Source organism: Thermococcus sp. (assembly GCF_015521605.1).
Lineage (GTDB): Archaea > Methanobacteriota_B > Thermococci > Thermococcales > Thermococcaceae > Thermococcus.
The window spans coordinates 1-23,088 of record NZ_WANV01000004.1; the positions used below are offsets into that span (position 1 = coordinate 1).

Genomic DNA, 23,088 nt, shown 5'->3' on the forward strand with positions numbered 1-23,088 from the left:
AAGGGAAATCTACGAGAGAACCGGGAGCGTAAAGAAGGCCCACGAAGCGGTTAAGGGCATTGTTAACAGGCGCTTCGTCGAGAGGAGCATCTACGAAGGCTACAGAGAGCCAAGGGTTCCAAAGGACTTCCCGACCTTCGAGGAGTTCGCGAAGGAGAGGGGCTACGAAGGCGGCTTCGTCGCCGAGAGGGTCGTAAAGGTTGAGCGGATTAAGCCAAGCTACACCAAATTCTACGACATCGGAGTCTATCACGAGGCCCACAACTTCATAGCCAACGGCGTCGTCGTCCACAACTGCGGCGTCCGCCTCATAAGGACGAACCTCACCGAGAAGGAGGTAAGGCCCCGCATCAAGGAGCTCGTTGACACCCTCTTCAGGAACGTGCCATCGGGACTGGGAAGCAAGGGAAGGGTGAGACTCCACTGGAGTCAGCTTGACGACGTCTTAGCGGACGGTGCCAAGTGGGCCGTTGACAACGGCTACGGCTGGAAGGAGGACCTTGAGCACCTCGAAGAGGGCGGAAGGATGGAGGGGGCTAATCCCGGTGCGGTCAGCCAGAAGGCGAAGCAGAGGGGTGCTCCCCAGCTCGGTTCCCTCGGCTCGGGAAACCACTTCCTTGAGGTTCAGGTCGTTGACAAGGTCTTTGACGAGAAGATAGCGGAAGCGTACGGCCTCTTCGAGGGGCAGGTCGTTGTCATGGTCCACACCGGTTCGAGGGGTCTCGGCCACCAGGTTGCGAGCGACTACCTCAGGATAATGGAGAAGGCCAACAGGAAGTACGGCGTCCCCTGGCCGGACAGGGAGCTGGTCAGCGTCCCGTTCCAGACCGAGGAGGGGCAGCGCTACTTCAGCGCGATGAAGGCAGCTGCCAACTTCGCCTGGGCCAACAGGCAGATGATAACCCACTGGGTCAGGGAGAGCTTTGAAGAGGTCTTCAAGAGGAAGGCCGAGGACATGGAGATGCACATTGTTTACGACGTCGCCCACAACATAGCGAAGGTCGAGGAACACGTCGTCGACGGAAGGAAGGTCACGGTTGTCGTCCACAGGAAGGGAGCCACGAGGGCCTTCCCCCCAGGGCACCCAGACGTGCCCAAAGCGTATCGTGACGTCGGACAGCCGGTTTTGATCCCCGGTTCGATGGGAACCGCTAGCTACGTCTTAGCGGGCGCAGAGGGCTCGATGAAAGAGACGTTCGGTTCGACCTGCCACGGTGCCGGAAGGCTGCTCAGCAGGAAGGCCGCAACGAGACAGTACCGCGGCGACAGGCTCAAGAACGAGCTCGCAAGGCAGGGCATCTACATCCGCGCGGCGTCGCTCAGGGTCGTTGCCGAGGAAGCCCCTGGCGCCTACAAGAGCGTTGACAACGTCGTAAACGTCGTCCACCGGGCTGGCATAGCGAACCTCGTGGCCAGGATGCGTCCGATGGGAGTTGCGAAGGGCTGATTTCTGCTTTCTTCTTTGTCTTTCTCAATAAGATAAAAAGGATGTCAGCTGATGTCGCTGGTCATGAATTTGGCGTAGGCTATTGCGAAGGGGAGGAACAGCATCACGAGGAGCATGGCCAGGTTGTTGAAGCCGTAGGTGAACGAGTCGCTCAGGGGGATGTAGTAGTTGAGGAACCTGTCCCCACCAAATATGTACTGAACTAGCTGGACGTAGTGGTGAGCTGGGTTGAGGAAGTGCAGCCTTGCCATCCAAGTATTTACCGTTTCCTGCCAGACGTCATGGGCGCCAGTCCCCCACGGCGGTTCTGGGCCCGCAAGCCTCGGTGCGGCTATGCCGACCACTATGCCGTAGAAGACCGTGAGGAAGATGGCCAGGCCGACCGCGGCGAGCATAGACGTCTCGGGTTTCTTGAAGAGGGTCGAGAAGAGCACGCCGATTGAGAGGAACGTCAGGGTGTAGAGTATCGTGGCGATGATGGCCAGGAAGGCCCTGAAAAGTGAATCTCCGTCCAGTGGAATGCCCAGTACCAGCATCACTGCCGCTATGGCGACGTAGACAACGAGGTTTGTGAGTACAATCAGCAACCCCATACCGAGGAACTTGCCGTTGATGACCTCGTCCCTGTAAACCGGATGTCCGAGGAGAACTTTAGCCGTTCCCGTTTCGACCTCCCTGTTTATCGCATCTGCACCCAGGGCCGCACCCAAGACCGCTCCTATGATGGTTATTATCATCATGTTTATCATGAAAAGCCCCGCAAGCGGCGTCATGTAGACCTCCCCGACGGATCCCCAGAGATAGAGCTCGTTGTTTTCCACCCTAGGCGTTCCCATGCGGATCAGATAGTCCTTGATGCCGTAAACTGCGAGGGCAAAAATGAGAAGGTAGAGACCCATGATGACTATGAACCTCTTGCTCTTCACCGAGGTGTAGAGTTCCTTGAGGGCTATGTTCCAGGCCGGGTTCATCTTCTTCCGACCCTCCTCATCAGCCATATCACGATGCCGAAGACCGCCACGAGGAGCAGTATTCCGAGATAGGCACTGCTGGAACTCTGCGTTACTCTGACGGTTATTACCGTCTCCGCCTTAGCCTGGTCGCCAGCGGCCGTTACCGTTATCGTGTACGTTCCGGCAGGTGCGGATTTTGGAACCTTGATCCGGAGCTCGACGGTGGTGGGCCCGGGATACACCTGGACGTTTCCCCTTTCCATGACTCCGAGCCGCGGGATTGTATCCGGCACGACCTCAACGTCCCACCCGGCTGGTGCTTGAACCGAGAACTTAACGTTCGTGACAGTTCCGGCGGCGTCCACCCATATGTTGGTGGCCGTCGAGCCCCCGGCTTTTACCGTGAGGCTTGGATAGTCCGAGTTGAGGGTTAAGCTTGCGGGGTTCTCGACCCTGACGGTCAGGGTTTTTTCGACCTTTGTTCTCTTCCCCTCAATGATGACCCTGGCATTTATGCCTCCAGACACAACGTTGAATGGCGCTATAACCACGAGGTAGGCGCTTGTGCTCTCTCCGGGGCCGACCTTTATCGTCCCCACAGGAGTGGCGCCGCTGGGATCTTGGCTGATCACGTAGCTCCATCCGGGTTCGAGCCCCTCCAGGGTTATCCTGTACTCGTCTTCGTTGGAGCCCAGGTTGGTTATTCTCACCTCGGTGCTGGCACTTCCCCCGGCCTGCACTGTGAGGGCATCGTTCTGGAGCTCCGCCTCGAAGTAGTATGGCGCCCTGCTCAGGGTTATCTGAATGCTCTTCTCCTCCCCGTCACCCAGCTCGATAGTTTCCTCCTTGGGAACCGCCCCGGGTGCGCCGGCGACGAGTTTGTACTTCCCGGAGGGAAGTTCCAAGGCCGCGGCACCGGTCGGAGAGGTCGTGACGTTCCTCCCCCCTACGCTCACCCATCCTTTCACGGGGTTTCCGCTCTCGTCGGTTAGAATCACGGTCAGCTTTGCAGGCTCTCCGAGGTAGGTCTTGTATATGTTGATCACCAGACCGTATTCCCTCCCGTTTACGATGAAGCTCAGCCTGTGGTTCCCGAGGGTGGCGTTCCGTGGAACCTCGATGACGAGGCTTGCCGCTAAGGTTCCCGAAACGGTGAAGCTCCTGAGCCGGTACTCCCCGGTGGTCAGGTACATGTTCCAGCCGGCCGGAATGTCCTTGGGTTCAAAATCGACGGTTCCGCTTCCGGTGAACGTTACGGGAATAGTAAGAACCTGGCCGGCCTCAACATCGAGTGCGAGGTATGGAATTGAGACCTCAACCCCTCTGGCCTCTATCTCAATGCTTCCCGGTAAGCTCCCGACTGAGAACTTGACGGTTCCACTTCCCGTTGCCTCGACGTGAAGGGTGACCGTAACCGAGCCCATCGGTGGGAGGGTTATCTCCTCGACCTCGACACCACCGTACAGAAAGCTTGCCTTCCAGCCCTTGGGCATTGATATAACCGTGAGGTTCAAGCTCATCTCGGAGTTGGAGGAGCTCGTTATCGTTATCGGGATGTCAACCGGTCCGGAGACCCTTATCTTTCCGTAGGGGTAGAAGACCACGTAATTCAGACTGAGGGTTTCGGAGACGGGGCTTGCGGCATACACCTTTATCTCCTTCCCGTCGTACTCAAGGGCTATCAGATCAACTACCGCGCTTCCATTGACCTCCAGCGTTCTCGCAACGCCGTTCACCGAGACGTCAACGGTCTTGTTACCGACCGCCGTCACCTCGACGACGTTGCCATTAAAGGAGGCCTTCGCACCGACCTCCGGCTTGAGGGAGGTTATGAAGTCTGGCTTCACCGATACGACAACAAAACCACCCTGTGGGGTATAGCTCCCGAGGAGAATTTTGAGACCGTCCCTCTCTATCTCCGTTCCGAAGGCGAATGGCTTCAGCTCCAGTATTCTGCTCCCGTTCCTCAGCATCAGGTAGTGGCTCCCATCGGCGGCCTGGACAACGGTTATAGTGTAGTTGCCCACGGCAAGGGTCTGCCCCGTGGTGATCCTGCCCTCAAACACCGTCACGTACGGCTGAGCGGCAACGAGCGACGACAGGAGGACAAGCGAAAGGAGAATTCCGAAAAGCTTCCTCACTCCCCATCCCTCCCGTAAACTGTTTTGAGGAAAACGTCTTCGAGGCTGGGTTCCTCGATATCGAGCCTCAGAATCGTGAGACCCCCTTCGGAGAGAGCCCTTGACAGCTCCTCCCTGATGTCGGCGCGGGCGAATATTATGGCCTGATTCGGCGTGATCAGCTCAATCCTCGTTATCTCAGGGTGCTCAATAACCGGCAGAGGTTCCTTGGTCTCCACCTTTATTTCGTAGCCCTCAAGCTCCATGAACTGCTTCTTTATTTCTCCTATAGTCCCCACGGCCCGAAGGTTTCCCCTCACGATTATCCCGACCCTGTCACTGAGCTCTTCGACCTCGCTGAGTATGTGCGACGAGAAGAACACCGTCCTTCCCTCCGACCGGGCTTCCCTTATCAGTCTCTTGACGAGGTGGGCACCCTCGGGATCAAGGCCACTGGTCGGCTCGTCGAGGATGAGCAGCTCGGGGTCGTTTATGAACGTCTGGGCTATGAGGAGTCTCTGCTTCATGCCCTTGGAGAAGGTTTTGGCCTTCCGGTAGCGGACTTCCCATAGGCCGACCATCTTCAGGAGTTCTTCGATGCGCTTCTCTTTCTCTGCGTTGGACATACGGTAGAAATTGGCGAAGAACTCAAGGTTCTTCCATGCTGTCAGCTCACCGTATACAGTAGCATTTTCCGGAAGGTAGCCGATTCTCTCCTTTATCTTCAGGGGTTCTCTTGAGATGTCCATGCCCAGAATCTCAATCCTTCCGCTGTCGGGGATGATGAGGTTCAGCATGCTCAGGATTGTCGTTGTTTTTCCGGCACCGTTTGGCCCGAGGAACCCGAAGACCTCGCCCTCCTTTACCTCCAGGTTCAGGGAGTTGACGGCCTTCAGGGTTCCGTACGACTTGGTGAGGTTCTGGATGAGTATGGCGGATGATGGCATGAACTACCACCTCCATCGATGGTAATGAAGCCATAACTTAAAAGGATTACGGACAGTGTTTTAAAGGAAGAAACCAATAAGCTTGGGGGAGGCATATGAAGGAGCTCACGCACGTCGATGAAAGGGGCGTCAAGATGGTCGAAGTGGGCCACAAGAGGGAAGTTTTCAGGAAGGCCGTAGCAAGGGGCAGAATAAGGCTCAGGCCGGAAACGATAGGGCTGATAAAGTCCGGAAAGACGAAGAAGGGCAACGTCTTGGCCACCGCTCAGATAGCGGGCATCCTGGCGGTAAAGAAAACGCCGGAGCTGATCCCACTCTGCCACCCGATACCGCTCACGGGCGTGGACATATCCTTCGAGCTTGGCGAGGATTACATAGAGGCGACCTGCGAGGTTCGCGCCCATTACAAGACGGGGGTTGAGATGGAGGCACTAACCGGTGTCGCCGTTGCCCTGCTGACAATATGGGACATGGTCAAGGCCGTTGAGAAGGACGAGAGCGGCCAGTACCCGTTCACGAGGATAGAGGGTATTCGCGTGGTGGAAAAGGTGAAGGAGGATCACTCCCTGCAGTAGCCGAGGACAAAGTACTCGAACGCTTTCGCCAGGTCGTTCAGGAGAAAGCCGAGAAAGAACAGCAGGAACGTTCCGAGTGGATATTCCTCGAAGTAGCTCCAGACGAGCCACCACACGGCCCCCCAGATGATTATGGAAGGTATCTCTGTTAGGATCATTGATTTTTTCGAAATTTCCCTGAGGAGGAGGCGTTTGAGCCCGTTTTCATCACGGGCAATGTACTTTGTGGGCTTTGGCCAGTTCTTTTCAGACACCCAGACAGTATGTCTCGCGAGGAAAAGTTTGCCCTTTGGGAACTTCAGGACGTAAACGTAGGGGCCGTAGCTTGAGGCTATGAACGACTCTATGGCGAGTTCGACGTCGATGTCTTTCTGAAATTCTGAGACGTGGGCACCCTTCCTGCGGAGCACCTCCACTACGTCCTCCGGCTTGAACTTGTTCATATCGAGGATTCTGATGCGGTGGCTCGGACTGAGAAGCCTCTCTACTATCATCCACATCACCCGGAGCTATTGTTTTGGTTTTACTCCTGGAACTTATAAAATTTGCCGTTTCTAGGTTTCAGGTAACTTTTTTAGTCCCGGCAACATTCCTTTAGTGATGACGCTCAAGCTGAACCCCGAGGCTAAAGCGATATACCGCTCAATCCGGGAGGAGATAAAGAGGCGGTTAGTCCTTCCTGGGAGCTCTTCCCTTCTTGACAGGTTTGAGCCAACATCGGAGGAGAAGGAGATTCTCCGCAGGCAGGGGTATTTCCGTGAAAACCTTCCCCAAATCCGCCCCGAGCTGAGGGAACAGATTGCCAAGGTTAAGCCGATAAAATTCCGCCGCGATTATCTCCACGACCGGATTCTCATAGTCGACGAAAGCGAGCTGGAAAGGGCCCGGAGCATGGGGCTCTGCGAGGTCTCCACGAGTTTGGAGGATAGCGAGGGCTATCCCCTGGTGCTAAGCACCGTTGGCTACGGGATTGACGTGGAACTAACGCCCTCCCAGATCGCCCCGGAGCTATACATCATGCCTCTGTGGGAGAACCGGGGAACGCTTGAAGCTCTGGCTAAGATCGGCGAGCTGACCGGAAAAGGGAGTGTTGCCTCGGAGATCCTCCGTGGGCTGAATGAACTCGAAGAGGTTATGGAAAAGCGGAAGCTCCTTGACGGCCTGGAGGAGCTGGTTGCGGAGAAAGAGCGCGAGCTTAACGGGAGGATATCCGAGAAGCTTGAGACGTTCAGACTGACGCTGAGCGGAAAAGAACTGCTGGACTTCCTCGGGGAGCTCAGGGCCGGGAACTATGAGGCCATATTCAGGCACTTCGGCGAGGTTGAGGGTGAGATACTGGATTTAATAAACGAGGCCGAGAAGGATCTGACTGAAAAGCTCGGTATCACCGTCGAGCTCTTCTCCCGGGAGGAACTGTACCCGGTGACGGTTCCTCCGGAGAGAGTGCAGCTACTAAGGGAGGAGTTAGAAAGGGAACTCAAGGTCGAGCTGTACCTCACGAGCAGGGAAGTACTTGAAAAAATTATGCCCCTCCTCCCCGGGCTCAAGGAAGAGCTCGGCAGGGTTCACGAGCTTGACTTCCTGCTGGCGGTGAAGGACTTCACCGAAGGCTTCTCCCTCCCAGAGCTTTGGAAGGGCGGAATGGCGTTCCTCAACGGACGGCACCTCTTCATAGAAAACCCACAGCCGGTTAGCTATGCCGTCGGAAAAACGCCCGGAGGATTTTCAGTCCCTGGGGCTGGCGGTATACGCGGTGAGAGAGTGGTCATCCTCACGGGCGCAAACAGCGGTGGAAAGACCAGCCTCCTAGAGCTGATGACACAGATAACCGTCCTGGCTCACATGGGGTTTCCCGTCCCTGCGGAAAAGGCCTGGGTTGAGCCTCTCAACGAGCTGTTCTTTTTCAGGAGAAAGAGGAGCGCCTACGGGGCAGGTGCATTTGAGACGGCCCTGCGCTCCTTCGTCAGGGCCCTCAGGGGAGGGGGCAGAAAGCTCATCCTTATAGACGAGTTCGAGGCCATAACCGAGCCCGGTGCGGCTGTCAAAATAATTGGCGAACTTTTGAAGATAGCCCACGAAAAGGGCTTTTACGTTGTCATAGTGTCACACCTGGGAGATGACCTCAGGAAGGAACTCCCCTTTGCCCGGGTGGATGGGATAGAGGCCAAAGGCCTGGACGAGAAGCTCAACCTCATAGTTGACCGGCAGCCGGTCTTCGGAAAGCTCGGCAGGAGCACGCCGGAGCTCATCGTTGAAAGCCTTGCAAGAAAGAAACGCGGAAAGGAGAGGGAAATCTTCGAGAGGGTTCTGAGGGCCTTCAGGCAGGAATGATCCGCGGTGTCCCGGTGCGGTCACGGGATGCGTATCGTTCTGAAGTCACCCTTTCTTTTCGGTCGGCTGCTGGGTCTTACCCCACCCAGCTCCGTTCCCTGTACCTCCCTCTGCTTTCGATCTCTCCCATCTTCTCCTCGATTTCATCTCTGGCCTTCTCCCCGCGTATTTCAGCGTAGCCTTCTAAAACGGCTTCAAAGCCCCTCTCAAACCAGGTGTAGTGGGTGCTCTCCATGGCACGCTTGAGGAGGTGTAGGTCAACGCCCCTTGCTTCGAGCGTTGAGTCGAAGTCTGCCAGGCCGAAGTCTATCAGGTAGACCTTCCCGCCTCTGAGTATCATGTTGCTGGTGGTCAGGTCGCCGTGGACTATGCCCGCTTCGTGGAGCCGTCCAATCTGCCTTCCAATCTCCCTGCAGAGGGAAAGCCTCTCATCCATCGGCAGCTTCTCCAGAAGCTCCTTCAGGCGTTCACCGTCTATGAACTCCATGGCTATCTTCATCTCCCTCATATCAACCTCGTAGACATAGGGACAGTTCACACCGAACTCCTTTGCCCGGTGGAGAACCCTTGCCTCTCTAACCGTTCTCTCCTTTCTCAACCGTTCGTCTATCTCCCTTATCCGGTAGCGCTTTGGAATCCTGTGCTTAACGATTACCCTCTCGCCCGGAAGGAGATCCGCACCAAAGTATTCTTTGAATTCGGTGAGGTATATCTTCGCCTCCGCTCCCTGTTTTATCAGCTCCATGAAATCACCCCTGGCTAAGTGCGAACTCCTCGATCAGCCGTGAGTAGTTCCGAACTGTGACCCGTATCTCCACGACGTTCTCCATCTTTATGATGAAAACTCCCTCATCTCCTCGAAGGACCAAAACGGCCTTATCAATCTTTCCGTTGTCCAGAATCCTGCGCGCATAGCGGAGCTTTTCGTTGTCTGACTCAAGCATGTCATCGAGGATGGAAGCGGCGTTTTCAACGTCCACACTCACGATGCCGTAGAGGGCTATAGCGTCGAAGATGTCCCTGGCTTTTTCCGGGGTTATGGGATAGGTCACCGGACTCATCGCTTTCACATGGGTCTATCGCCCCTCAAGGTTTTAGCCCTTTCCCCCACCTGTCGCAAGACTTTTTGTCATTTTTTCAAAAATAATGTTGTTTTTTGAAATTTTTGACCCAAAGCTTTATATGCAGTACTGACGAAGCGTTTCTGCAAAAAGGAATCTGATAGGAGGAATGTCAAATGGCACAGCTTAGCGGACAGCCGGTTGTTATTCTGCCCGAGGGGACTCAGAGGTACGTTGGAAGGGACGCCCAGAGGCTCAACATTCTGGCTGCTAGGATTATCGCCGAGACGGTGAGGACCACCCTCGGCCCGAAGGGAATGGACAAGATGCTCGTCGACAGCCTTGGTGACGTCGTTGTCACAAACGATGGCGCCACGATTCTTGACAGGATCGACCTCCAGCACCCTGCTGCTAAGATGATGGTTGAGGTTGCCAAGACTCAGGATAAGGAGGCTGGCGATGGAACTACCACTGCCGTTGTTATCGCTGGTGAACTCCTCAGGAAGGCTGAGGAGCTCCTCGACCAGAACATCCACCCGAGCATCATCGTCAAGGGCTACACCATGGCCGCCGAGAAGGCTCAGGAGATACTTCAGGAGATCGCCATAGAGGTCACCCCGGACGACGAGGAGACCCTCATGAAGATAGCCATGACCTCAATCACCGGCAAGAACGCCGAGAGCCACAAGGAGCTCTTCGCGAGGCTCGCCGTTGAGGCCGTCAAGCAGGTCGCCGAGAAGAAGAACGGAAAGTACGTTGTCGACATCGACAACATCAAGATAGAAAAGAAGGCCGGAGAGAGCGTCGAGGAGAGCGAGCTCATAAGGGGAGTCGTCATCGACAAAGAGCGCGTTCACCCGAGGATGCCCACCAAGGTCGAGAACGCCAAGATAGCGCTCATAAACGAGGCATTGGAGGTCAAAAAGACCGAGACCGATGCAAAGATAAACATCACCAGCCCGGACCAGCTCATGAGCTTCCTTGAGCAGGAGGAGAAGATGCTCCGCGAGATGGTCGACCAGATCGCTGCCACCGGTGCGAACGTTCTCTTCGTCCAGAAGGGTATCGACGACCTCGCCCAGCACTACCTGGCCAAGTACGGTATCCTCGCCGTCAGGCGCGTCAAGAAGAGCGACATGGAGAAGCTCGCCAAGGCTACCGGAGCCAAGATCGTCACCAACGTTAAGGATCTCACCAGCGATGATCTCGGCCACGCCGACCTTGTTGAGGAGCGCAAGATCGCCGGCGAGAGCATGATCTTCGTTGAGGGCTGCAAGAACCCGAAGGCCGTCACCATACTCATCCGCGGCGGCACCGAGCACGTCATCGACGAGGTTGAGCGCGCTCTGGAAGATGCCATCAAGGTCGTCAAGGACGTCATGGAGGACGGCTACGTCCTTCCGGCCGGAGGTGCCGGTGAGATAGAGCTCAGCATCAAGCTCGATGAGTACGCCAAGCAGGTCGGCGGCAAAGAGGCCCTCGCGATAGAGAACTTCGCCGATGCCCTCAAGATAATCCCGAAGACCCTCGCTGAGAACGCCGGTCTCGACACCGTCGAGATGCTCGTCAAGGTCATAAGCGAGCACAAGAACAAGGGCGTTGCCATAGGCATCGACGTCTTCGAGGGCGAGCCGGCCGACATGCTCGCCAAGGGTATCATCGAGCCGCTCCGCGTCAAGAAGCAGGCCATCAAGAGCGCCAGCGAGGCCGCCATAATGATCCTCAGGATCGACGACGTCATCGCTGCCAAGATAAGCAAGCCCGAGGGCGGCCAGGGCGGAGGAATGCCAGGCGGTATGGGCGGTATGGGTGGAATGGGCGGCATGGACATGGGCATGTGATGCCCCTCTTCTACCCCTTTTCATTTAGCACCAAAAGATTTTAATATCAAATTGTTATTTTAACCCTTCGGGGGTGAAAAAATGGGACTGCTGATGTGGTTGAGAACCGGCCTGTTGATGGCCATACTGACGGGTCTGCTGATGGCCATCGGCTACGTCTTCGGAGGTCCCAATGTGGCCTTCTTGATGTTCCTGTTTGCCATGGCGTTTAATTTCATCACCTACTGGTACAGCGATAAAATAGTGCTGGGCTGGTACCGCGCGAGGATAGTGGATGAGTTTGAGGCTCCGGAACTTTATGCGGTAGTTAGAAAGCTCGCTGAAAACGCCGGCTTGCCGATGCCGAAGGTTGCTATAATCCCGAGTGAGACACCGAACGCCTTTGCCACCGGGAGAGATCCGAATCACGCCGTTGTTGCAGTAACCACCGGACTTCTCAAGCTCCTCAACAGGGACGAGCTTGAGGGTGTCATAGGCCACGAACTGACACACATAAAGAACAGGGACATGCTCATCGGCACGATAGCGGCGGCAATGGCCGGGGCGATAATCCAGCTCGCATACTGGGCCCGCTGGATAGCGATCTTTGGCGGCTTTGGCAGGGACGAGGACAACGCCGGCAACATCCTCGCCGCGATCCTCATAGCTGTCCTTGCTCCGATAGCGGCGATTCTCATACAGGCCGCGGTGAGCCGCTCCAGGGAGTTCCTCGCTGACGAGGGTGGAGCGAAAATTAGTGGCAAGCCGCATGCTCTGGCCAGCGCGCTGATGAAGATCGAGCAGGCCGTCAGGTACAGGCCGATGCGCAACGGCAACCCGGCAACGGCGCACATGTTCATCGTCAACCCCTTCAGGGGAGCCAGCATAGCCAGCCTGTTCTCGACCCACCCGCCGACCGAGGCCAGGATAGAGCGCCTCAGGAAAATAGCCGAGGAGATGGGAATTTACTTCTGAGACCCCCTACATTCTGTTTATCTTGTCTTCACAGGGGGTGTAGAGGGGTTCTGGAATTCTATAATTATTTAATTCTGCAATTGTGTTATCAACAGGCATTTAAACGTTCGGGCGGACTCTTAAGCGGTGACGACCATGAAGGCGGTTAAAGCCACCCTTCTCTATGACGGTCTGGGGAACGTTTTGAGGGACGTCTACATCGTCTTTGATGGAAACATCGTTGATGTGACGAAGGACAAGCCAAAGGAAGCTGAGATAATAGCCGAGGGCGTTGTAACGCCGGCCTTCATAGACGGCCACAGCCACATAGGAATGGACCGCTACGGTGAACCCTACCAGGAGGGCGAAGCCAACGAGCAGATGGATGCTGTTCTTCCACTCGTCGATGCCCTTTACTCAATTTACATGGACGACAAGGCCTTCAGGCACTCGATAGAGTTCGGCGTGCTGTACTCCTCTGTCCTTCCGGGAAGCGGAAACATCATAGGAGGAAAGGCCGTCTTCATAAGGAACTACGGCAGGGACATAGAGGATGCCTTCATCCAGTATGCGGGAGTTAAAGCGGCCTTCGGCTACAACCCGCGCTCGACGAAGGAGTGGAAGGGAACCAGACCGAGCACAAGGATGGGCGCGGTAGGTATTCTCCTCAACTGGCTGATCAAAACGCAGAAGACGATAGCCCTCATCGAGAAGGGTAAGAAGGAGCCGGAGGAGGTCGAGCCTACGGTTGAGGCCTTAATCCCCGTCCTCAAGGGCGAGATCCCGCTCCGCGTCCACGTCCACAAGGAGGACGACATAGCGGCGCTCCTCATGATAAAGAGGAAGTTCGGTCTAAAAATCACGATCGAGCACGCCGGTGACGTGCACAGCAGGGAGACCTTCGAGAAGATCAAGGCCGAGGGAGTCCCAGTGGTCTACGGCCCATTCGATGCGCACCCCTACAAGGTCGAGCTGAAGCACGAGGACTGGAAGAACGCGAAGTATCTACTTGAGGTCAAGCCCCTCTTCGGACTCATGAGCGACCACCCGGTCACGCTCCAGGCGAACCTCTACCTCCAGCTCAGGCACTTCATAAGGCTCGGCATGAGCAAGGCGGAGGCGATAAAGGTCATAACTCACAACAACGCGAAGATACTCGGCGTTGACGACAGGCTCGGAAGCATCGAGAGAGGCAAGTGGGCCTCGCTGGTCGTCTGGAACGGCGACCCCTTCGGCCTTGAGAACTACCCGACGCACGTCTTCGCGGAGGGCGAGCTGATTCACGAGGCCGACTGGTGAGCCTTCTTTTTCTATTTATGAATGGGGGAGAAGAAAAGCCTTCAGCTTACCCTGAACTCAAACCCCCTCGCGAAGGTGTACGCTTCCCTCAGTTCTGGCCTCTCCTTCAGGAACCTGAGAATGTACTGGCCGCAGTTCGAGCCGATGAGGTTCTCCCTTGTGTCGCCGACGGATATGATGACGTCGTAGCCGAGCCTCCTGAGGTCGTCAACAAAGCGTTTGTGCTTCATCGGAAGGCCCGTCTCAAGGTCAACGTCGTTGGTGAGCTTATTCTTCAGCACGCTCACCGTCGGGTTGAGGGGCGTTATCTTGATGAGGAAGTACTCCCTCGGGAAGTACTCGGCTATAACGCTCGCGTCCGCCTCGTTCTCCTGTGCTAAGGCGAAGTTGAGCGTAATCTTCTTGCCCCCCTCGTCGTAGAAGGCCTTTCCGTACTCGGCTATCCTCTCGAAGTCCCACTTCCTGACCGGGATTATCTCGTCCCTTTGAGCGGGGTTCGTGGAGTGTATCGAGAACTGGAGCTGGAAGTTGGTCGGGAACATCTCCTTCTTGAGTTCAAGGAGAGCATCGAAGAACTTATCGGTCCCTATCGGGGCTATCGTCGAGAGAGACGGGTGGAAGTTCCCGTAGCGCTCGCCAAGGAGGCGCATCGCCTCTACCACAGCCATGTTGAAGCTCGGCTCGCCCATCCTCGCGAACTGCACCTTGAACTTCCTGGTTTTCGGCTTCCCACCCCAGCGTTTCTGAATCGGGTACTCTATCTGCTCCATCAGCTCGTCCACGCTCAGCTTCCCCTTGTAGAAGAAGCCGGCGTCGCACATCTTGCAGCCGACCGGACAGCCGTTGAGCGATGAAACTATGAGCACCCACTTCTCTGCCGGGTTGTGGGTCGGGATCGATTCGACGAACTCGACGATGTTCCCCTTCGAAGTCTTCCCTATGTAAACGACCGCAACGTTGGGGTCACCAACCTCACTCAGTATCTCCATACCTCTCCCTCCTCCATATCACCATCGCGGTTTTGATTCCGTCCGCTATCGCCAGGGCCGTCTGGCGGTAGATTCCGTTCTTAACGTCTCCAACCAGGAAAAGGTTATCGTCCTCGATGCCACTCACGAGCTCGACGTTCGGCACCCTGCCGATGGCACCGAGCACCAGCTCAACCTCAAAGTCGCCGACGCTTGTCTTGGCTAAAAGCTTTTGCTTCCCGTTTATAGGCCTTATTTCCCGAATCTGTCCCATCAGCGTTCTGACGTTCGGGCGCTTCTTCACGAGTTCCTGCAGGTAGGGAAGAGCTTTGGGCTCGCTCCTCATGAGGACTATCACTTCATCGCTAAGCTCGCTCATGGTTAAGGCGTAGTCGAAGGCAACATCGCCGCCGCCTATGATGAGAACCCGTTTGTAGTGCCTCCTCGGAACTTTGGCGACGTGGTAGATTATCCCATCGAAGGGGAGCTTTCTTGGCCTCGTTCCCGTCGCGACCACGAGGTACTTAAAGCGGTAAGTTCTTCTCGCCGTTTCCACCTCGAAGAGCCCGCCGTTCTTCTTAACGGCCCTGACTTCTTCATAAACGATTCTCAGGCCGTACTTCCTCACGTACTCCTCAAGGATTTCAACGACCTTCTCGCCATTGATTCCGTCCGGGAAGAACATCGTGTTCTCGACGGAGTAGGCGTTTCTTATGAGTCCCCCTATCCTGTCGCGCTCGAAGATTACACTCTCTATCCCGTAGCGCGCCAGCTGGACGGCCGTCGCTATGCCCCCAATCCCAGCCCCGATTATCCCGACAAGAGCCATTCCAACACCTCCGAGAGGAGCGGCGTAACCGCGAAGCCGTGAGAGAGGTTTCTAAGCGTCGCCTCGTGGAAAAGCCTGTTCTGGGTCAGCGTTCCGTCAACGGGAAAGACGACGTTGAATCCCCTCACGAAGGCCTCCCTGGCGGTTGTCTCGCAGCAGAGGTGGGTCATGACGCCGGTTACGACGACCGTTTCGACGCCAAGCTTCCCGAGCATTCCCTCAAGCTCTGTGCCATAGAAGGCGTCGTAGGTGCTCTTCTCGATTACCGTCTCTGCAAAGGGTTTGAACTCGTCCAAAAGGTCGTTCAGCAGGTCGTCCTTTGGCATATCGCCGCCCCACCAGCGGGCCATTGTCCCGCCCGCGTGATAATGCCTCGTGAAGATTATCGGCACGTTGAGCTCCCGCACCCTGGAATAGAACTTCACAAGCCTGGGAACGAAACGCGGCACGGAGGGCAGAAACGCCCTGCTCTCCGGGCTGAGGAAGTACTTTTGTAGGTCTATCGCGAGGACGGCGGATTTTCTGAAGGGTTCTATCTTTCTCCACTTCCTCTCTCGGAAATAGCGGCTCCTCATTTCCGCTATGAACTCCTCTGTAAGGTAGTCCTCCTTCATGGTCTGAAAAAGGGAGAATGGGCTTAAATGTCTATCCCCCTCGTCATCGCGCCGTCTATGACGACGGTGGAGCCGAGCATGTATTCAGCCTCCTCGCTGAGGAGGAAGGCCACAAGTGAGCCGAGTTCGTTCCATCTCCCCGTCCTGTGGAGGGGCGTTCTTCCGAGCACCTCCCGCCCCCATGTCTCCTCGAAGGGCTCGCCTCTCGCCTCGGCGACGGCCCTAAGGTTTTCCCTCGCTCCAGGTGTGTCAAAGCTGCCGAGGAGGACGGAGTAGGCCCTTATCCCGCGCTTTCCGTAGGTTCTCGAAACGCTCTTCGCCAGCTGGACAAGGCCGGCCCTCATAACGTCCGCCAGAGCCAGCGGCGGCATCGGCTCCTTTATCGAGACGGAGTTGAGGTAAACGAGAACGCCTTTCTTTCCACTTTCAAGCCATCTCCTGATGAGGAGCGTTGTGAGATAGCCGGGGGCTGCCGAGTGAAGTCTCGCTGCCTCAAGCCAGTCACTGTAGCTGGCTTCATGGACTAAACACGGCTCGCAGGAGACGTTGGGAGCATTCCAGACGAGGGCGTCAACGTCCCCCAGGAGTTCCCAGCCTATCTTGATGAGGTTGTCGAGGTCCCTGCGATCGTGGAGGTCTGCCCTGACCGCGTGGACTTCACCGAACTCGGCCAGTTCTTCTCTGGCCTTCTGGAGGTTCTTCCGGTTGTGCGAGCTTATGACCACCTTCGCGTTCCTCCTCAACAGCTCCCTTGCAACGTTGAAGCCTATTCCCCTCGATGACGCGGTGACGATGACCCCAAGCCCATCGAGGTCAATTTTCACGCTCATAAACGCGGGTTGTCTCAGAAGGATAAAAACCTTCCCGGCCAAAACTTTATACGTCCCCACTCCAAGCGAAGACCATGACCGAGCCGAAAGACATCGTCCTTAAGGAGAGCGAGGAGGTTGAGGGAACCCCGATAGAGGGGCCGTGGCTGGATGGGGTCAGTAGTCTTGAAGAGGTTCTCGACTATTACGAGCGCATAGGCTTTCAGGCGACGCACCTGGGAAAAGCAATAGAGATCTGGCGTAAGGTCGAGGAGAAGCGCGCCGAGGGAAAAGAGGTCCGCGTTTTCCTCGGCTACACCTCGAACATAGTCTCCTCCGGCCTGCGCGAGCTGATCGCGTGGCTCGTTAAGGAGGGTAAGGTGGACGTTATAGTAACGACAGCCGGGGGAATCGAGGAGGACTTCATAAAGGCCCTCAAGCCCTTCGTCCTCGGTGACTGGCAGGTGAACGATGCAGAAATGCGCGAGAAGGGCATCAACAGGATAGGAAACATATTCGTGCCCAACGACAGGTATATTGAATTCGAGAAGTACATGATTCCCTTCTTCGAGCGGGTTCTTGAGATGGAGCGCGAGAGGGGCAAGCCGCTCACGGCCAGCGAGTTCATCTACGAGCTTGGCAGATACATGGACGAGAAGCTCGGGAAGGAGAAGGAGCGCTCAATCATCTACTGGGCCTACAAGCGGAACGTGCCGATATTCTGCCCGGCTATCACAGATGGCTCGATCGGCGACATGCTCTACTTCTTCAAGGAGGAGCGCGGGGACAGGGAGCTCGTCATAGACATCGCCAACGACATAGTGAAGCTCAACAACCTGGCCGTTACGGCAAAGGAGACCGCCTCGATAATCCTCGGTGGCTCGCTGCCAAAACATGCAATAATCAACGCCAACCTCTTCAGAGGAGGGACGGACTACGCAATCTACGTTACCACCGCCATACCCTGGGACGGCTCGCTGAGCGGTGCACCGCCGAGCGAGGGCGTCAGCTGGGGCAAGATAAGGGCAAAAGCCGATTACGTGGAGATATGGGCAGATGCTACCCTCGTCTTCCCGCTGCTGGTGTGGAAGGTGATGCGGGGTTAGTGTTATATCCCATAAGCTCCAAACTAAGAGCGGTGGGAGTATGGAGGAAGTAACTTTCCGCGTGAAGTTGCCGGGGAAGGTCAGCGAGGAGACCAAGAAGATAATTGAGAGAGGGAGCTTGAGCTTGAGGCTCTACGGATTTACCTTGAATTAAAGTCGAAGAAGAAACGCAAGAAACTCCCGGTTGAGAAGTACATGGGAATACTCGGAAAGGCTTCCGTTGAGAAGCTCAACGCCTACGCTCTGGAGGCTGAGGGCTTTGAGGACATATATTGACGCAAACATTATCTACAACTTTCTTTTCACGACACCCGTTAACTCCAAGGGCGAGCAACATACTGACTTCGGAAGACGAGCTAGTAATCTCTCCAGTTTCAATCAACGAAGCGGTTTATGTCTCCTTCAGAAAGCTCGCCAGAGAGAAACATGGAATCTCCAATATATACGATGTGAAGCGGTTCCTCAAGACTTCCGATGGCCCAAAGCTGATTGAAACGGCGTTTTCTATGGTCCTGGGCCTCATTGAAGATGCTGGAATTAATATCGTCCCGACGAAAAATAATAAAGGAAGTTGCCTGGATGTAAGGCCATCTACCAAGCGATGCAACGATTCTCGCCACCTGCAGAAAACACGGGATTCCGAGGGTCGAGGTCAAGTCCGAAAAGAGAGGGGGCGCTATCCGCGGAACGTTAGGATTTGGAATGCTCGAGGTTCCGGAGTTCCTCTACGGCATCACCTAGAGAACTCCTTTATCCTATCAACCTCGCCCCTCTGGATAAGTCTCAGGAGTTTGGCTGTGTAGGCTATTTCGATGGCATTACTCTCCGGATCTTCGAGGAGCGCGTCAAGGCGTTTGAGAAGATCTTCCTCGGCCCTCTTGAGGGCACCGGTTGAGAAGCCGGAGTATTCGAGGGCCTTTGCTACGGCGATGAGCTCTGCCGAAACAGGTGTGTGCTGGGTTTTCGCTTTCCCTTTTGTTGGTTTCTTCCCGCTGATCTCCGCCAAGAACTCTCTAAATTCCTCAAGTTCCGGCTCGATGTCGATGCCTGCTTGTTTGAGAAGCACTAACGGATCCTTCACATCATAATCCAATGCATCTTGGAGCAGCATTGCGTGTTCTTTGCTATTGTCGGGGAGAAGTTTGTCCACGATTTTAAACGCCTTTGGAAGACCCTGCTTCAGCTGCTCTCTTAGTTTCTCCTCTACTATCGGGACGTGATTAAATTTTGCCATTGTGATGATGTAATCTATCAACTTGTCTGGCTCTTTCTTCGCATCCTCATACGTCTTTCCCATTTGTCCGTAGAACACGTTCAGTGCATCGCTAACCGCCTTTCCTATTGTGCTCGTTTCCGCAGCGCTGTGGTGGGATAATATCAGCGCAATAAATGGGTGAAGAAGGACGAACTTGACTGCTCGCGGATCCTTAACTTCCATCGCTTTTTCGTGCCACTTTGCGTCCAGGATTGAGGATATATATCATTCCCTCGATCCACGGAGCCCGTTATCTTCATGACGTGGTCCAGATCTTTTTCCGGATGTGCGTGGCGCGCCAGCCTCGGGAGCCCTGCGTTGAATACGTATATGTGAGCAAGTTCTTTTACTGTGTCCGCAGGTACTCCAAACCGTTCTTCTGCTTCCTTCAGAATTTCCTCATAGCTTTTTTTCTTTTTCTTTTCTTTCTTCCCTCCAAATATGAACATCCCGGCAAGAGGCAAGAGGGCCAACGCCACCACCCTCTAAACTTCTCCTTTGAGAGAGATAAGCCTTTCGAATTCCTGCAGAGCCTACAAACTCCTCTTCTACGATCCTGTTTTGAGATTCGCATTTCGTCCTTTTTTCTGAACGATATGCGTGCATATCGTCCTCATACGAGGATAAGGTTTATAAATATAGAGGTTCAACTCCAAAACATGGACGAGAGGATACTCACTTCACTCATCGCCACGAGCCGACGGGTGAGGGCGTGGGCGAGGAAGTTCCCAAAAAAGCGCTTTCTCTTCGACGAGCTTAAAGCCATTGATGAGGAATACTACGTCGGCGTTAAGGGTATTCGCGGTGTCGGCAAAACGGTCCTTCTGCTCCAGCTGGCAAATGAGACCGAAAGGAGCGTTTACTTTTCGGCCGATTCGACCCTCATAAAACCCTTCTCCCTCTACGAGGTGGTTAAGTCTCTCGCGGGGATTGGATACAGGAACGTTTTCATTGATGAGATCCACCGGAAAGCTGGCTGGGCAGAGGACTTAAAGACCCTCTATGACGAGCATGAGGTTAGGGTCTTCTTCTCAGGCTCATCAGCAATAGATTTAGTCCATTCTGGAGCAGATCTCTCAAGAAGGGTCGTCCTCAAGGAACTTCCACCAGCTTCCTTCAGGGAGTGGCTCAACATAAAGAGGGGCTTCGACGTTCCAAGGTATTCACTGGAAGAAGTCCTTTCCAAAGCGTTTGACCTGACAGAGATGTACGCTGAACTCCATCCACTCTGGAGGGAGTACATGCGTGAAGGCGGTGTACTGTATCCGAAGAGCGGTTTTTACGAAGCCCTCGACAACTCGATAAGGAAAGTTATCCTCGAAGACCTCTCCGCCCTGCGGGAGGTCAGCGTCAAATATGAAACAGACGCGTTCAAGCTCCTCTACATCGTCGCCAAGTCAGCCCCCTTCGAGGCCAATTACTCGCGGATAGCCAGAGCTCTTGAGGTCTCCAAGAACATGGCCATAAGGCTCGTGGAGGACCTCTCAAAGGCCGGCCTCCTGATTGCAGTCAACCCCTGTGGCAGTACTAGAAAGGAGCCTAAACTGTACCTCACCGTTCCCCTGAGGGAGTTCTTTGCCAGAAAGGGCTTTGAAACCCACAAAGGCGCCTTAAGGGAGGAGTTCTTCGTGAACCACCTGCGGAACTTGGGCCTCTGCTACCTCAAAGGGAAGAGGGGTGAGAAAACCGCTGACTTCAGGATTGGCGAATGGATTATCGAGGTAGGCGGTGAATCGAAGGGGAGATACCAGAAACCGGACTACATAGCGCTCGATGGTCTTGTCACCGGAAAGGGAAGAGTCCCGCTGTTCCTATTTGGGCTGGTGTATTGAGTCAGCCCTCAAGCTTCTCATACGCTTCCACGAGCTTCAAAACCACTTCATACAGCTCGTCTATCCTCCTCAGGCCTTCTTTGATAGAATGTAGGTTGAGTTTATTTTATTGTATTTATGGACTATGGCGTTTCTCAGACCGTTGTAAGCCCTCAGGAGAGATACTTCACCCTCACTGAGGACCCCCTTTTCCTCAAGCTTCGCTATGTTCGTGTAGTCGTCCTCGACCGTTATGCCTAGGTTCTTCGTCAGCATGGCCACAATGTCCATGGCAACGTCCACGCACACCTGGAGCGAATACAGGAGAGCCCTGAGCGTGACATCGTCCTTTATCTCGTGGCCCTTTATGAACTCGTACTCCTCCTAAAACTTCTCAAGCTTTTCCAAGTACCTTTGCCTTCTCACGGGCACGCCTCCTGAGCTTTACTTTCTCCCTCACGCTCTTGAACTGATTCTCCTTAACACGGTGCTCCATGTCTTTCCAGAGCTTTCTGAACCGGTAAAAGTACTCGGAAAGCTCAAGCTCGTCACCGTAGACTACCCTGTGGTTTCTGATGACCTCGATCTGAACGTAGAGCGGAAGTTCCTCGAAGACCTTCACGTCGTACTTTCCACCGAGCTTTTCAAGAACCCTCTCGTAAGTCCCCAGTTTTGGCTTCACCAGGCAAATATCAACGTCGCTCCGCTTTGTTGCCTCTCCTTTAGCGTATGAGCCGTAGAGGAGTATCCCCATGCAGTCATATCTGAAGGGCTCGAAGTCCCTGCGGAGCTGCTCTATGATGGACACGCTACCACCAAAGGAGTTTTGGCGGGATTGCATAAAGGATTTTTGGTTTATCATGCAATCACAAAAGCTCCAACAGCTTGTCCTCCCCGCCCGGCAGAACCAACGGCCTCGACAGGTGCTTTCTGGCATCGGGAGGGACCTCGTAGATTTTTTTCTCTAAGTCCCTGGGCACTTCAACCGGAACCAGCTTCTTCGGCATCTTATGGCCACAGCGCTTGCACTTGAGGTAATCCCCTTTGCTCTTCATCGTTCCTCCGCATCTGGGACATTTCGGCTTTTTGAACTCGATTTTGGGAACGAGCTTGACCGGATAGAACTTCTCAAGGTTGAGCGTTAGAACGCCCTCGTGCTCCTTCACCCCACCGGCGGCTATAATCTCATCGCCGGGCAGAAGCTTTCTGACCCAGTTCCTGAACTTCTTGGTTGGTTCAAAGGCCGCAACCCTAATCCTCCCGGTATCGTCCTCAAGCTCGAAGAATACGTGCCTTCCGCGCTCCCAGTAAGGGCGGGCTACCTTTCCCCTCACGACGACACTGTCGTAGAGCCTGAGCTCGCCAATTTTCTTTGGAACTAAATGGTCGTCGGTGTTCTGGTTAGTCTTGTAGAGCTGGTAGAAGGCGACCGGCTCAAGGAACTCAACGCGCTCGAAGACCTGAACGACTTTTCCCCTGTCAATCCCCCGGATTCCCACTAAGACGGGGTCCTTTCCGTGTGGCGTTATGAGAACCGTCCGCTTGTAGGGGTCAACGTTGTCGTAGCTGAAGGGATAGGCCCAGCTGTCAGCTAAAAAGACGCTCTCCCCATTAACTCTCCTCGATGTTCCCCAGTTCTCCGGCTCGCGGTAGGCCAGAAGCTCGTAGGTGAACCTCTCCAGCGGGTAGCCGATGGCCGCGAGCGCACCGATTATTCCTCTGCCGAGCTTGAACTTGAAGTACTCTGCCCCAACCTCTCTAGCGACCCTCTCCGCTTCATTGATCGTAACGTGCTCCCTCAGGGCCTTCAGCGAGAACTCGCGGAGCTCTCCTGGGACGTCTCCCTCAAGGAAGGCAACGCCGGGGTTGGTGTTCTCGTGGGTGAAGTCGGAAAGCTGGCCCACATGGGAGAGGACGAGGTCTTTGATTTCCGGGATGGTTCCCTCATCGGCCTCGAAGGCCATCGCGACCGCTCCGTTGCCGCGGGTTTTGTATGGAATGTTCGGGTTGAGCCTGATCAGGCGGGGAAGGTCAATGGGCTCCGCTAAGCGGGAAAGCTCGCGGTAGAGTAGCGCGCCAAGGTAGGTGGTGCACATGCCGTTGGGCGAATCCGTGTCGTCGATCCCGATGTGAAGCCTCATCGTTGAGAGAAAAGGGAGGGGGTTTAAAAATCAACCGGAGCCCCGTCA

Annotated in this window: 23 protein-coding genes; 8 read left to right on the top strand and 15 right to left on the bottom strand. The window is 55.1% G+C overall.

Annotation, left to right across the window (positions count from 1 at the left end; all coding sequences use genetic code 11):
- On the top strand, positions 1 to 1,447 hold a 1,447-nt coding region (locus F7C11_RS00690; protein ID WP_297089958.1), incomplete at its 5' end, for an RtcB family protein.
- A 44-nt stretch (positions 1,448 to 1,491) separates the two neighbouring features.
- Here F7C11_RS00690 and F7C11_RS00695 read toward each other — a convergent pair.
- The 3 genes from F7C11_RS00695 to F7C11_RS00705 are packed head-to-tail and all read right to left on the bottom strand — an operon-like array spanning position 1,492 to position 5,467.
- Positions 1,492 to 2,445 (bottom strand): ABC transporter permease, encoded by a 954-nt coding sequence (locus F7C11_RS00695; protein WP_297089960.1) that lies wholly within the window; start codon positions 2,443 to 2,445, stop codon positions 1,492 to 1,494.
- Positions 2,415 to 4,541, bottom strand: coding sequence for an NEW3 domain-containing protein (locus F7C11_RS00700; protein WP_297089962.1), 2,127 nt, complete (start codon positions 4,539 to 4,541; stop codon positions 2,415 to 2,417). The genes F7C11_RS00695 and F7C11_RS00700 overlap by 31 nt, the downstream gene beginning before the upstream one ends.
- Complete coding sequence (locus tag F7C11_RS00705; RefSeq protein WP_297089964.1) at positions 4,538 to 5,467, bottom strand: ABC transporter ATP-binding protein; 930 nt, start codon at positions 5,465 to 5,467, stop codon at positions 4,538 to 4,540. The genes F7C11_RS00700 and F7C11_RS00705 overlap by 4 nt, the downstream gene beginning before the upstream one ends.
- A 95-nt stretch (positions 5,468 to 5,562) precedes the next feature.
- Between F7C11_RS00705 and moaC the strand changes: the two genes are divergently transcribed.
- A complete protein-coding gene (moaC, locus tag F7C11_RS00710) occupies positions 5,563 to 6,042 on the top strand; it encodes a cyclic pyranopterin monophosphate synthase MoaC (protein WP_297089966.1) in 480 nt (159 codons plus the stop codon).
- On the opposite strand, the gene F7C11_RS00715 is transcribed toward moaC, so the two are convergent.
- On the bottom strand, positions 6,027 to 6,542 hold the full coding sequence (locus F7C11_RS00715) for a hypothetical protein (protein ID WP_297089967.1): 516 nt from the start codon (positions 6,540 to 6,542) through the stop codon (positions 6,027 to 6,029). The two genes, moaC and F7C11_RS00715, sit on opposite strands and share 16 nt — an antisense overlap.
- Before the next feature lie 100 nt (positions 6,543 to 6,642).
- Between F7C11_RS00715 and F7C11_RS00720 the strand changes: the two genes are divergently transcribed.
- Positions 6,643 to 8,373: an endonuclease MutS2 gene (locus F7C11_RS00720; RefSeq protein ID WP_297089968.1), complete on the top strand. Its 1,731-nt coding sequence runs from the start codon at positions 6,643 to 6,645 to the stop codon at positions 8,371 to 8,373.
- 76 nt (positions 8,374 to 8,449) lie between these two features.
- On the opposite strand, the gene F7C11_RS00725 is transcribed toward F7C11_RS00720, so the two are convergent.
- Positions 8,450 to 9,118, bottom strand: coding sequence for a Kae1-associated kinase Bud32 (locus F7C11_RS00725; RefSeq protein WP_297089970.1), 669 nt, complete (start codon positions 9,116 to 9,118; stop codon positions 8,450 to 8,452).
- A gap of 4 nt (positions 9,119 to 9,122) precedes the next feature.
- Positions 9,123 to 9,434 (bottom strand): hypothetical protein, encoded by a 312-nt coding sequence (locus F7C11_RS00730; protein ID WP_297090051.1) that lies wholly within the window; start codon positions 9,432 to 9,434, stop codon positions 9,123 to 9,125.
- A 176-nt stretch (positions 9,435 to 9,610) separates the two neighbouring features.
- On the opposite strand from F7C11_RS00730, the gene thsB reads away from it, so the two are divergent.
- From thsB to F7C11_RS00745, 3 genes are all read left to right on the top strand, one after another.
- The gene (thsB, locus tag F7C11_RS00735; protein ID WP_297089972.1) at positions 9,611 to 11,275 is read left to right on the top strand and encodes a thermosome subunit beta; all 1,665 of its coding nucleotides are present in this window, start codon (positions 9,611 to 9,613) and stop codon (positions 11,273 to 11,275) included.
- An 81-nt stretch (positions 11,276 to 11,356) separates the two neighbouring features.
- Positions 11,357 to 12,229, top strand: coding sequence for a zinc metalloprotease HtpX (locus F7C11_RS00740; RefSeq protein ID WP_297089973.1), 873 nt, complete (start codon positions 11,357 to 11,359; stop codon positions 12,227 to 12,229).
- 135 nt (positions 12,230 to 12,364) lie between these two features.
- On the top strand, positions 12,365 to 13,507 hold the full coding sequence (locus tag F7C11_RS00745; protein ID WP_297090052.1) for an amidohydrolase: 1,143 nt from the start codon (positions 12,365 to 12,367) through the stop codon (positions 13,505 to 13,507).
- A gap of 41 nt (positions 13,508 to 13,548) precedes the next feature.
- Here F7C11_RS00745 and F7C11_RS00750 read toward each other — a convergent pair whose 3' ends face one another.
- The 4 genes from F7C11_RS00750 to F7C11_RS00765 are packed head-to-tail and all read right to left on the bottom strand — an operon-like array spanning position 13,549 to position 16,748.
- Complete coding sequence (locus F7C11_RS00750) at positions 13,549 to 14,496, bottom strand: radical SAM protein (RefSeq protein ID WP_297089975.1); 948 nt, start codon at positions 14,494 to 14,496, stop codon at positions 13,549 to 13,551.
- On the bottom strand, positions 14,480 to 15,304 hold the full coding sequence (locus tag F7C11_RS00755) for an NAD(P)/FAD-dependent oxidoreductase (RefSeq protein ID WP_297089977.1): 825 nt from the start codon (positions 15,302 to 15,304) through the stop codon (positions 14,480 to 14,482). Before F7C11_RS00755 ends, F7C11_RS00750 begins: the two co-directional genes overlap by 17 nt.
- Positions 15,286 to 15,918 (bottom strand): isochorismatase family protein, encoded by a 633-nt coding sequence (locus tag F7C11_RS00760; protein ID WP_297089979.1) that lies wholly within the window; start codon positions 15,916 to 15,918, stop codon positions 15,286 to 15,288. Before F7C11_RS00760 ends, F7C11_RS00755 begins: the two co-directional genes overlap by 19 nt.
- Positions 15,919 to 15,941: 23 nt before the next feature.
- Positions 15,942 to 16,748: an SDR family oxidoreductase gene (locus F7C11_RS00765; RefSeq protein ID WP_297089981.1), complete on the bottom strand. Its 807-nt coding sequence runs from the start codon at positions 16,746 to 16,748 to the stop codon at positions 15,942 to 15,944.
- Between the two features lie 74 nt (positions 16,749 to 16,822).
- Between F7C11_RS00765 and F7C11_RS00770 the strand changes: the two genes are divergently transcribed.
- The gene (locus F7C11_RS00770; RefSeq protein WP_297089982.1) at positions 16,823 to 17,833 is read left to right on the top strand and encodes a deoxyhypusine synthase; all 1,011 of its coding nucleotides are present in this window, start codon (positions 16,823 to 16,825) and stop codon (positions 17,831 to 17,833) included.
- Positions 17,834 to 18,566: 733 nt separating this feature from the next.
- Here the strand turns inward: F7C11_RS00770 and F7C11_RS00775 are convergent.
- Positions 18,567 to 19,271 (bottom strand): hypothetical protein, encoded by a 705-nt coding sequence (locus tag F7C11_RS00775; RefSeq protein ID WP_297089984.1) that lies wholly within the window; start codon positions 19,269 to 19,271, stop codon positions 18,567 to 18,569.
- Positions 19,211 to 19,570, bottom strand: coding sequence for a hypothetical protein (locus F7C11_RS00780; RefSeq protein WP_297089986.1), 360 nt, complete (start codon positions 19,568 to 19,570; stop codon positions 19,211 to 19,213). The genes F7C11_RS00775 and F7C11_RS00780 overlap by 61 nt, the downstream gene beginning before the upstream one ends.
- A gap of 177 nt (positions 19,571 to 19,747) precedes the next feature.
- Between F7C11_RS00780 and F7C11_RS00785 the strand changes: the two genes are divergently transcribed.
- A complete protein-coding gene (locus tag F7C11_RS00785) occupies positions 19,748 to 20,920 on the top strand; it encodes an ATP-binding protein (RefSeq protein ID WP_297089988.1) in 1,173 nt (390 codons plus the stop codon).
- A 69-nt stretch (positions 20,921 to 20,989) separates the two neighbouring features.
- Here the strand turns inward: F7C11_RS00785 and F7C11_RS00790 are convergent, their stop codons facing one another.
- The 3 genes from F7C11_RS00790 to tiaS form a co-directional block, all read right to left on the bottom strand.
- The gene (locus tag F7C11_RS00790) at positions 20,990 to 21,202 is read right to left on the bottom strand and encodes a HepT-like ribonuclease domain-containing protein (protein ID WP_297089990.1); all 213 of its coding nucleotides are present in this window, start codon (positions 21,200 to 21,202) and stop codon (positions 20,990 to 20,992) included.
- Positions 21,203 to 21,293: 91 nt separating this feature from the next.
- Positions 21,294 to 21,707 (bottom strand): nucleotidyltransferase domain-containing protein, encoded by a 414-nt coding sequence (locus tag F7C11_RS00795; RefSeq protein ID WP_297089992.1) that lies wholly within the window; start codon positions 21,705 to 21,707, stop codon positions 21,294 to 21,296.
- 58 nt (positions 21,708 to 21,765) lie between these two features.
- A complete protein-coding gene (gene tiaS, locus F7C11_RS00800) occupies positions 21,766 to 23,040 on the bottom strand; it encodes a tRNA(Ile2) 2-agmatinylcytidine synthetase TiaS (protein ID WP_297089994.1) in 1,275 nt (424 codons plus the stop codon).
- Between the last annotated feature and the right edge of the window lie 48 nt (positions 23,041 to 23,088).

What these genes read in the sequence shown, in the direction of transcription:
- F7C11_RS00695 (WP_297089960.1), bottom strand. Translation starts at nt 2,445, where the DNA reads ATGGCTGATGAGGAGGGTCGGAAGAAGATGAACCCGGCCTGGAACATA.
- F7C11_RS00705 (WP_297089964.1), bottom strand. Translation starts at nt 5,467, where the DNA reads ATGCCATCATCCGCCATACTCATCCAGAACCTCACCAAGTCGTACGGA.
- moaC (WP_297089966.1), top strand. Translation starts at nt 5,563, where the DNA reads ATGAAGGAGCTCACGCACGTCGATGAAAGGGGCGTCAAGATGGTCGAA.
- F7C11_RS00715 (WP_297089967.1), bottom strand. Translation starts at nt 6,542, where the DNA reads ATGTGGATGATAGTAGAGAGGCTTCTCAGTCCGAGCCACCGCATCAGA.
- F7C11_RS00720 (WP_297089968.1), top strand. Translation starts at nt 6,643, where the DNA reads ATGACGCTCAAGCTGAACCCCGAGGCTAAAGCGATATACCGCTCAATC.
- F7C11_RS00725 (WP_297089970.1), bottom strand. Translation starts at nt 9,118, where the DNA reads ATGGAGCTGATAAAACAGGGAGCGGAGGCGAAGATATACCTCACCGAA.
- F7C11_RS00730 (WP_297090051.1), bottom strand. Translation starts at nt 9,434, where the DNA reads ATGAGTCCGGTGACCTATCCCATAACCCCGGAAAAAGCCAGGGACATC.
- thsB (WP_297089972.1), top strand. Translation starts at nt 9,611, where the DNA reads ATGGCACAGCTTAGCGGACAGCCGGTTGTTATTCTGCCCGAGGGGACT.
- F7C11_RS00740 (WP_297089973.1), top strand. Translation starts at nt 11,357, where the DNA reads ATGGGACTGCTGATGTGGTTGAGAACCGGCCTGTTGATGGCCATACTG.
- F7C11_RS00745 (WP_297090052.1), top strand. Translation starts at nt 12,365, where the DNA reads ATGAAGGCGGTTAAAGCCACCCTTCTCTATGACGGTCTGGGGAACGTT.
- F7C11_RS00750 (WP_297089975.1), bottom strand. Translation starts at nt 14,496, where the DNA reads ATGGAGATACTGAGTGAGGTTGGTGACCCCAACGTTGCGGTCGTTTAC.
- F7C11_RS00755 (WP_297089977.1), bottom strand. Translation starts at nt 15,304, where the DNA reads ATGGCTCTTGTCGGGATAATCGGGGCTGGGATTGGGGGCATAGCGACG.
- F7C11_RS00760 (WP_297089979.1), bottom strand. Translation starts at nt 15,918, where the DNA reads ATGAAGGAGGACTACCTTACAGAGGAGTTCATAGCGGAAATGAGGAGC.
- F7C11_RS00765 (WP_297089981.1), bottom strand. Translation starts at nt 16,748, where the DNA reads ATGAGCGTGAAAATTGACCTCGATGGGCTTGGGGTCATCGTCACCGCG.
- F7C11_RS00770 (WP_297089982.1), top strand. Translation starts at nt 16,823, where the DNA reads ATGACCGAGCCGAAAGACATCGTCCTTAAGGAGAGCGAGGAGGTTGAG.
- F7C11_RS00775 (WP_297089984.1), bottom strand. Translation starts at nt 19,271, where the DNA reads ATGGAAGTTAAGGATCCGCGAGCAGTCAAGTTCGTCCTTCTTCACCCA.
- F7C11_RS00785 (WP_297089988.1), top strand. Translation starts at nt 19,748, where the DNA reads ATGGACGAGAGGATACTCACTTCACTCATCGCCACGAGCCGACGGGTG.
- tiaS (WP_297089994.1), bottom strand. Translation starts at nt 23,040, where the DNA reads ATGAGGCTTCACATCGGGATCGACGACACGGATTCGCCCAACGGCATG.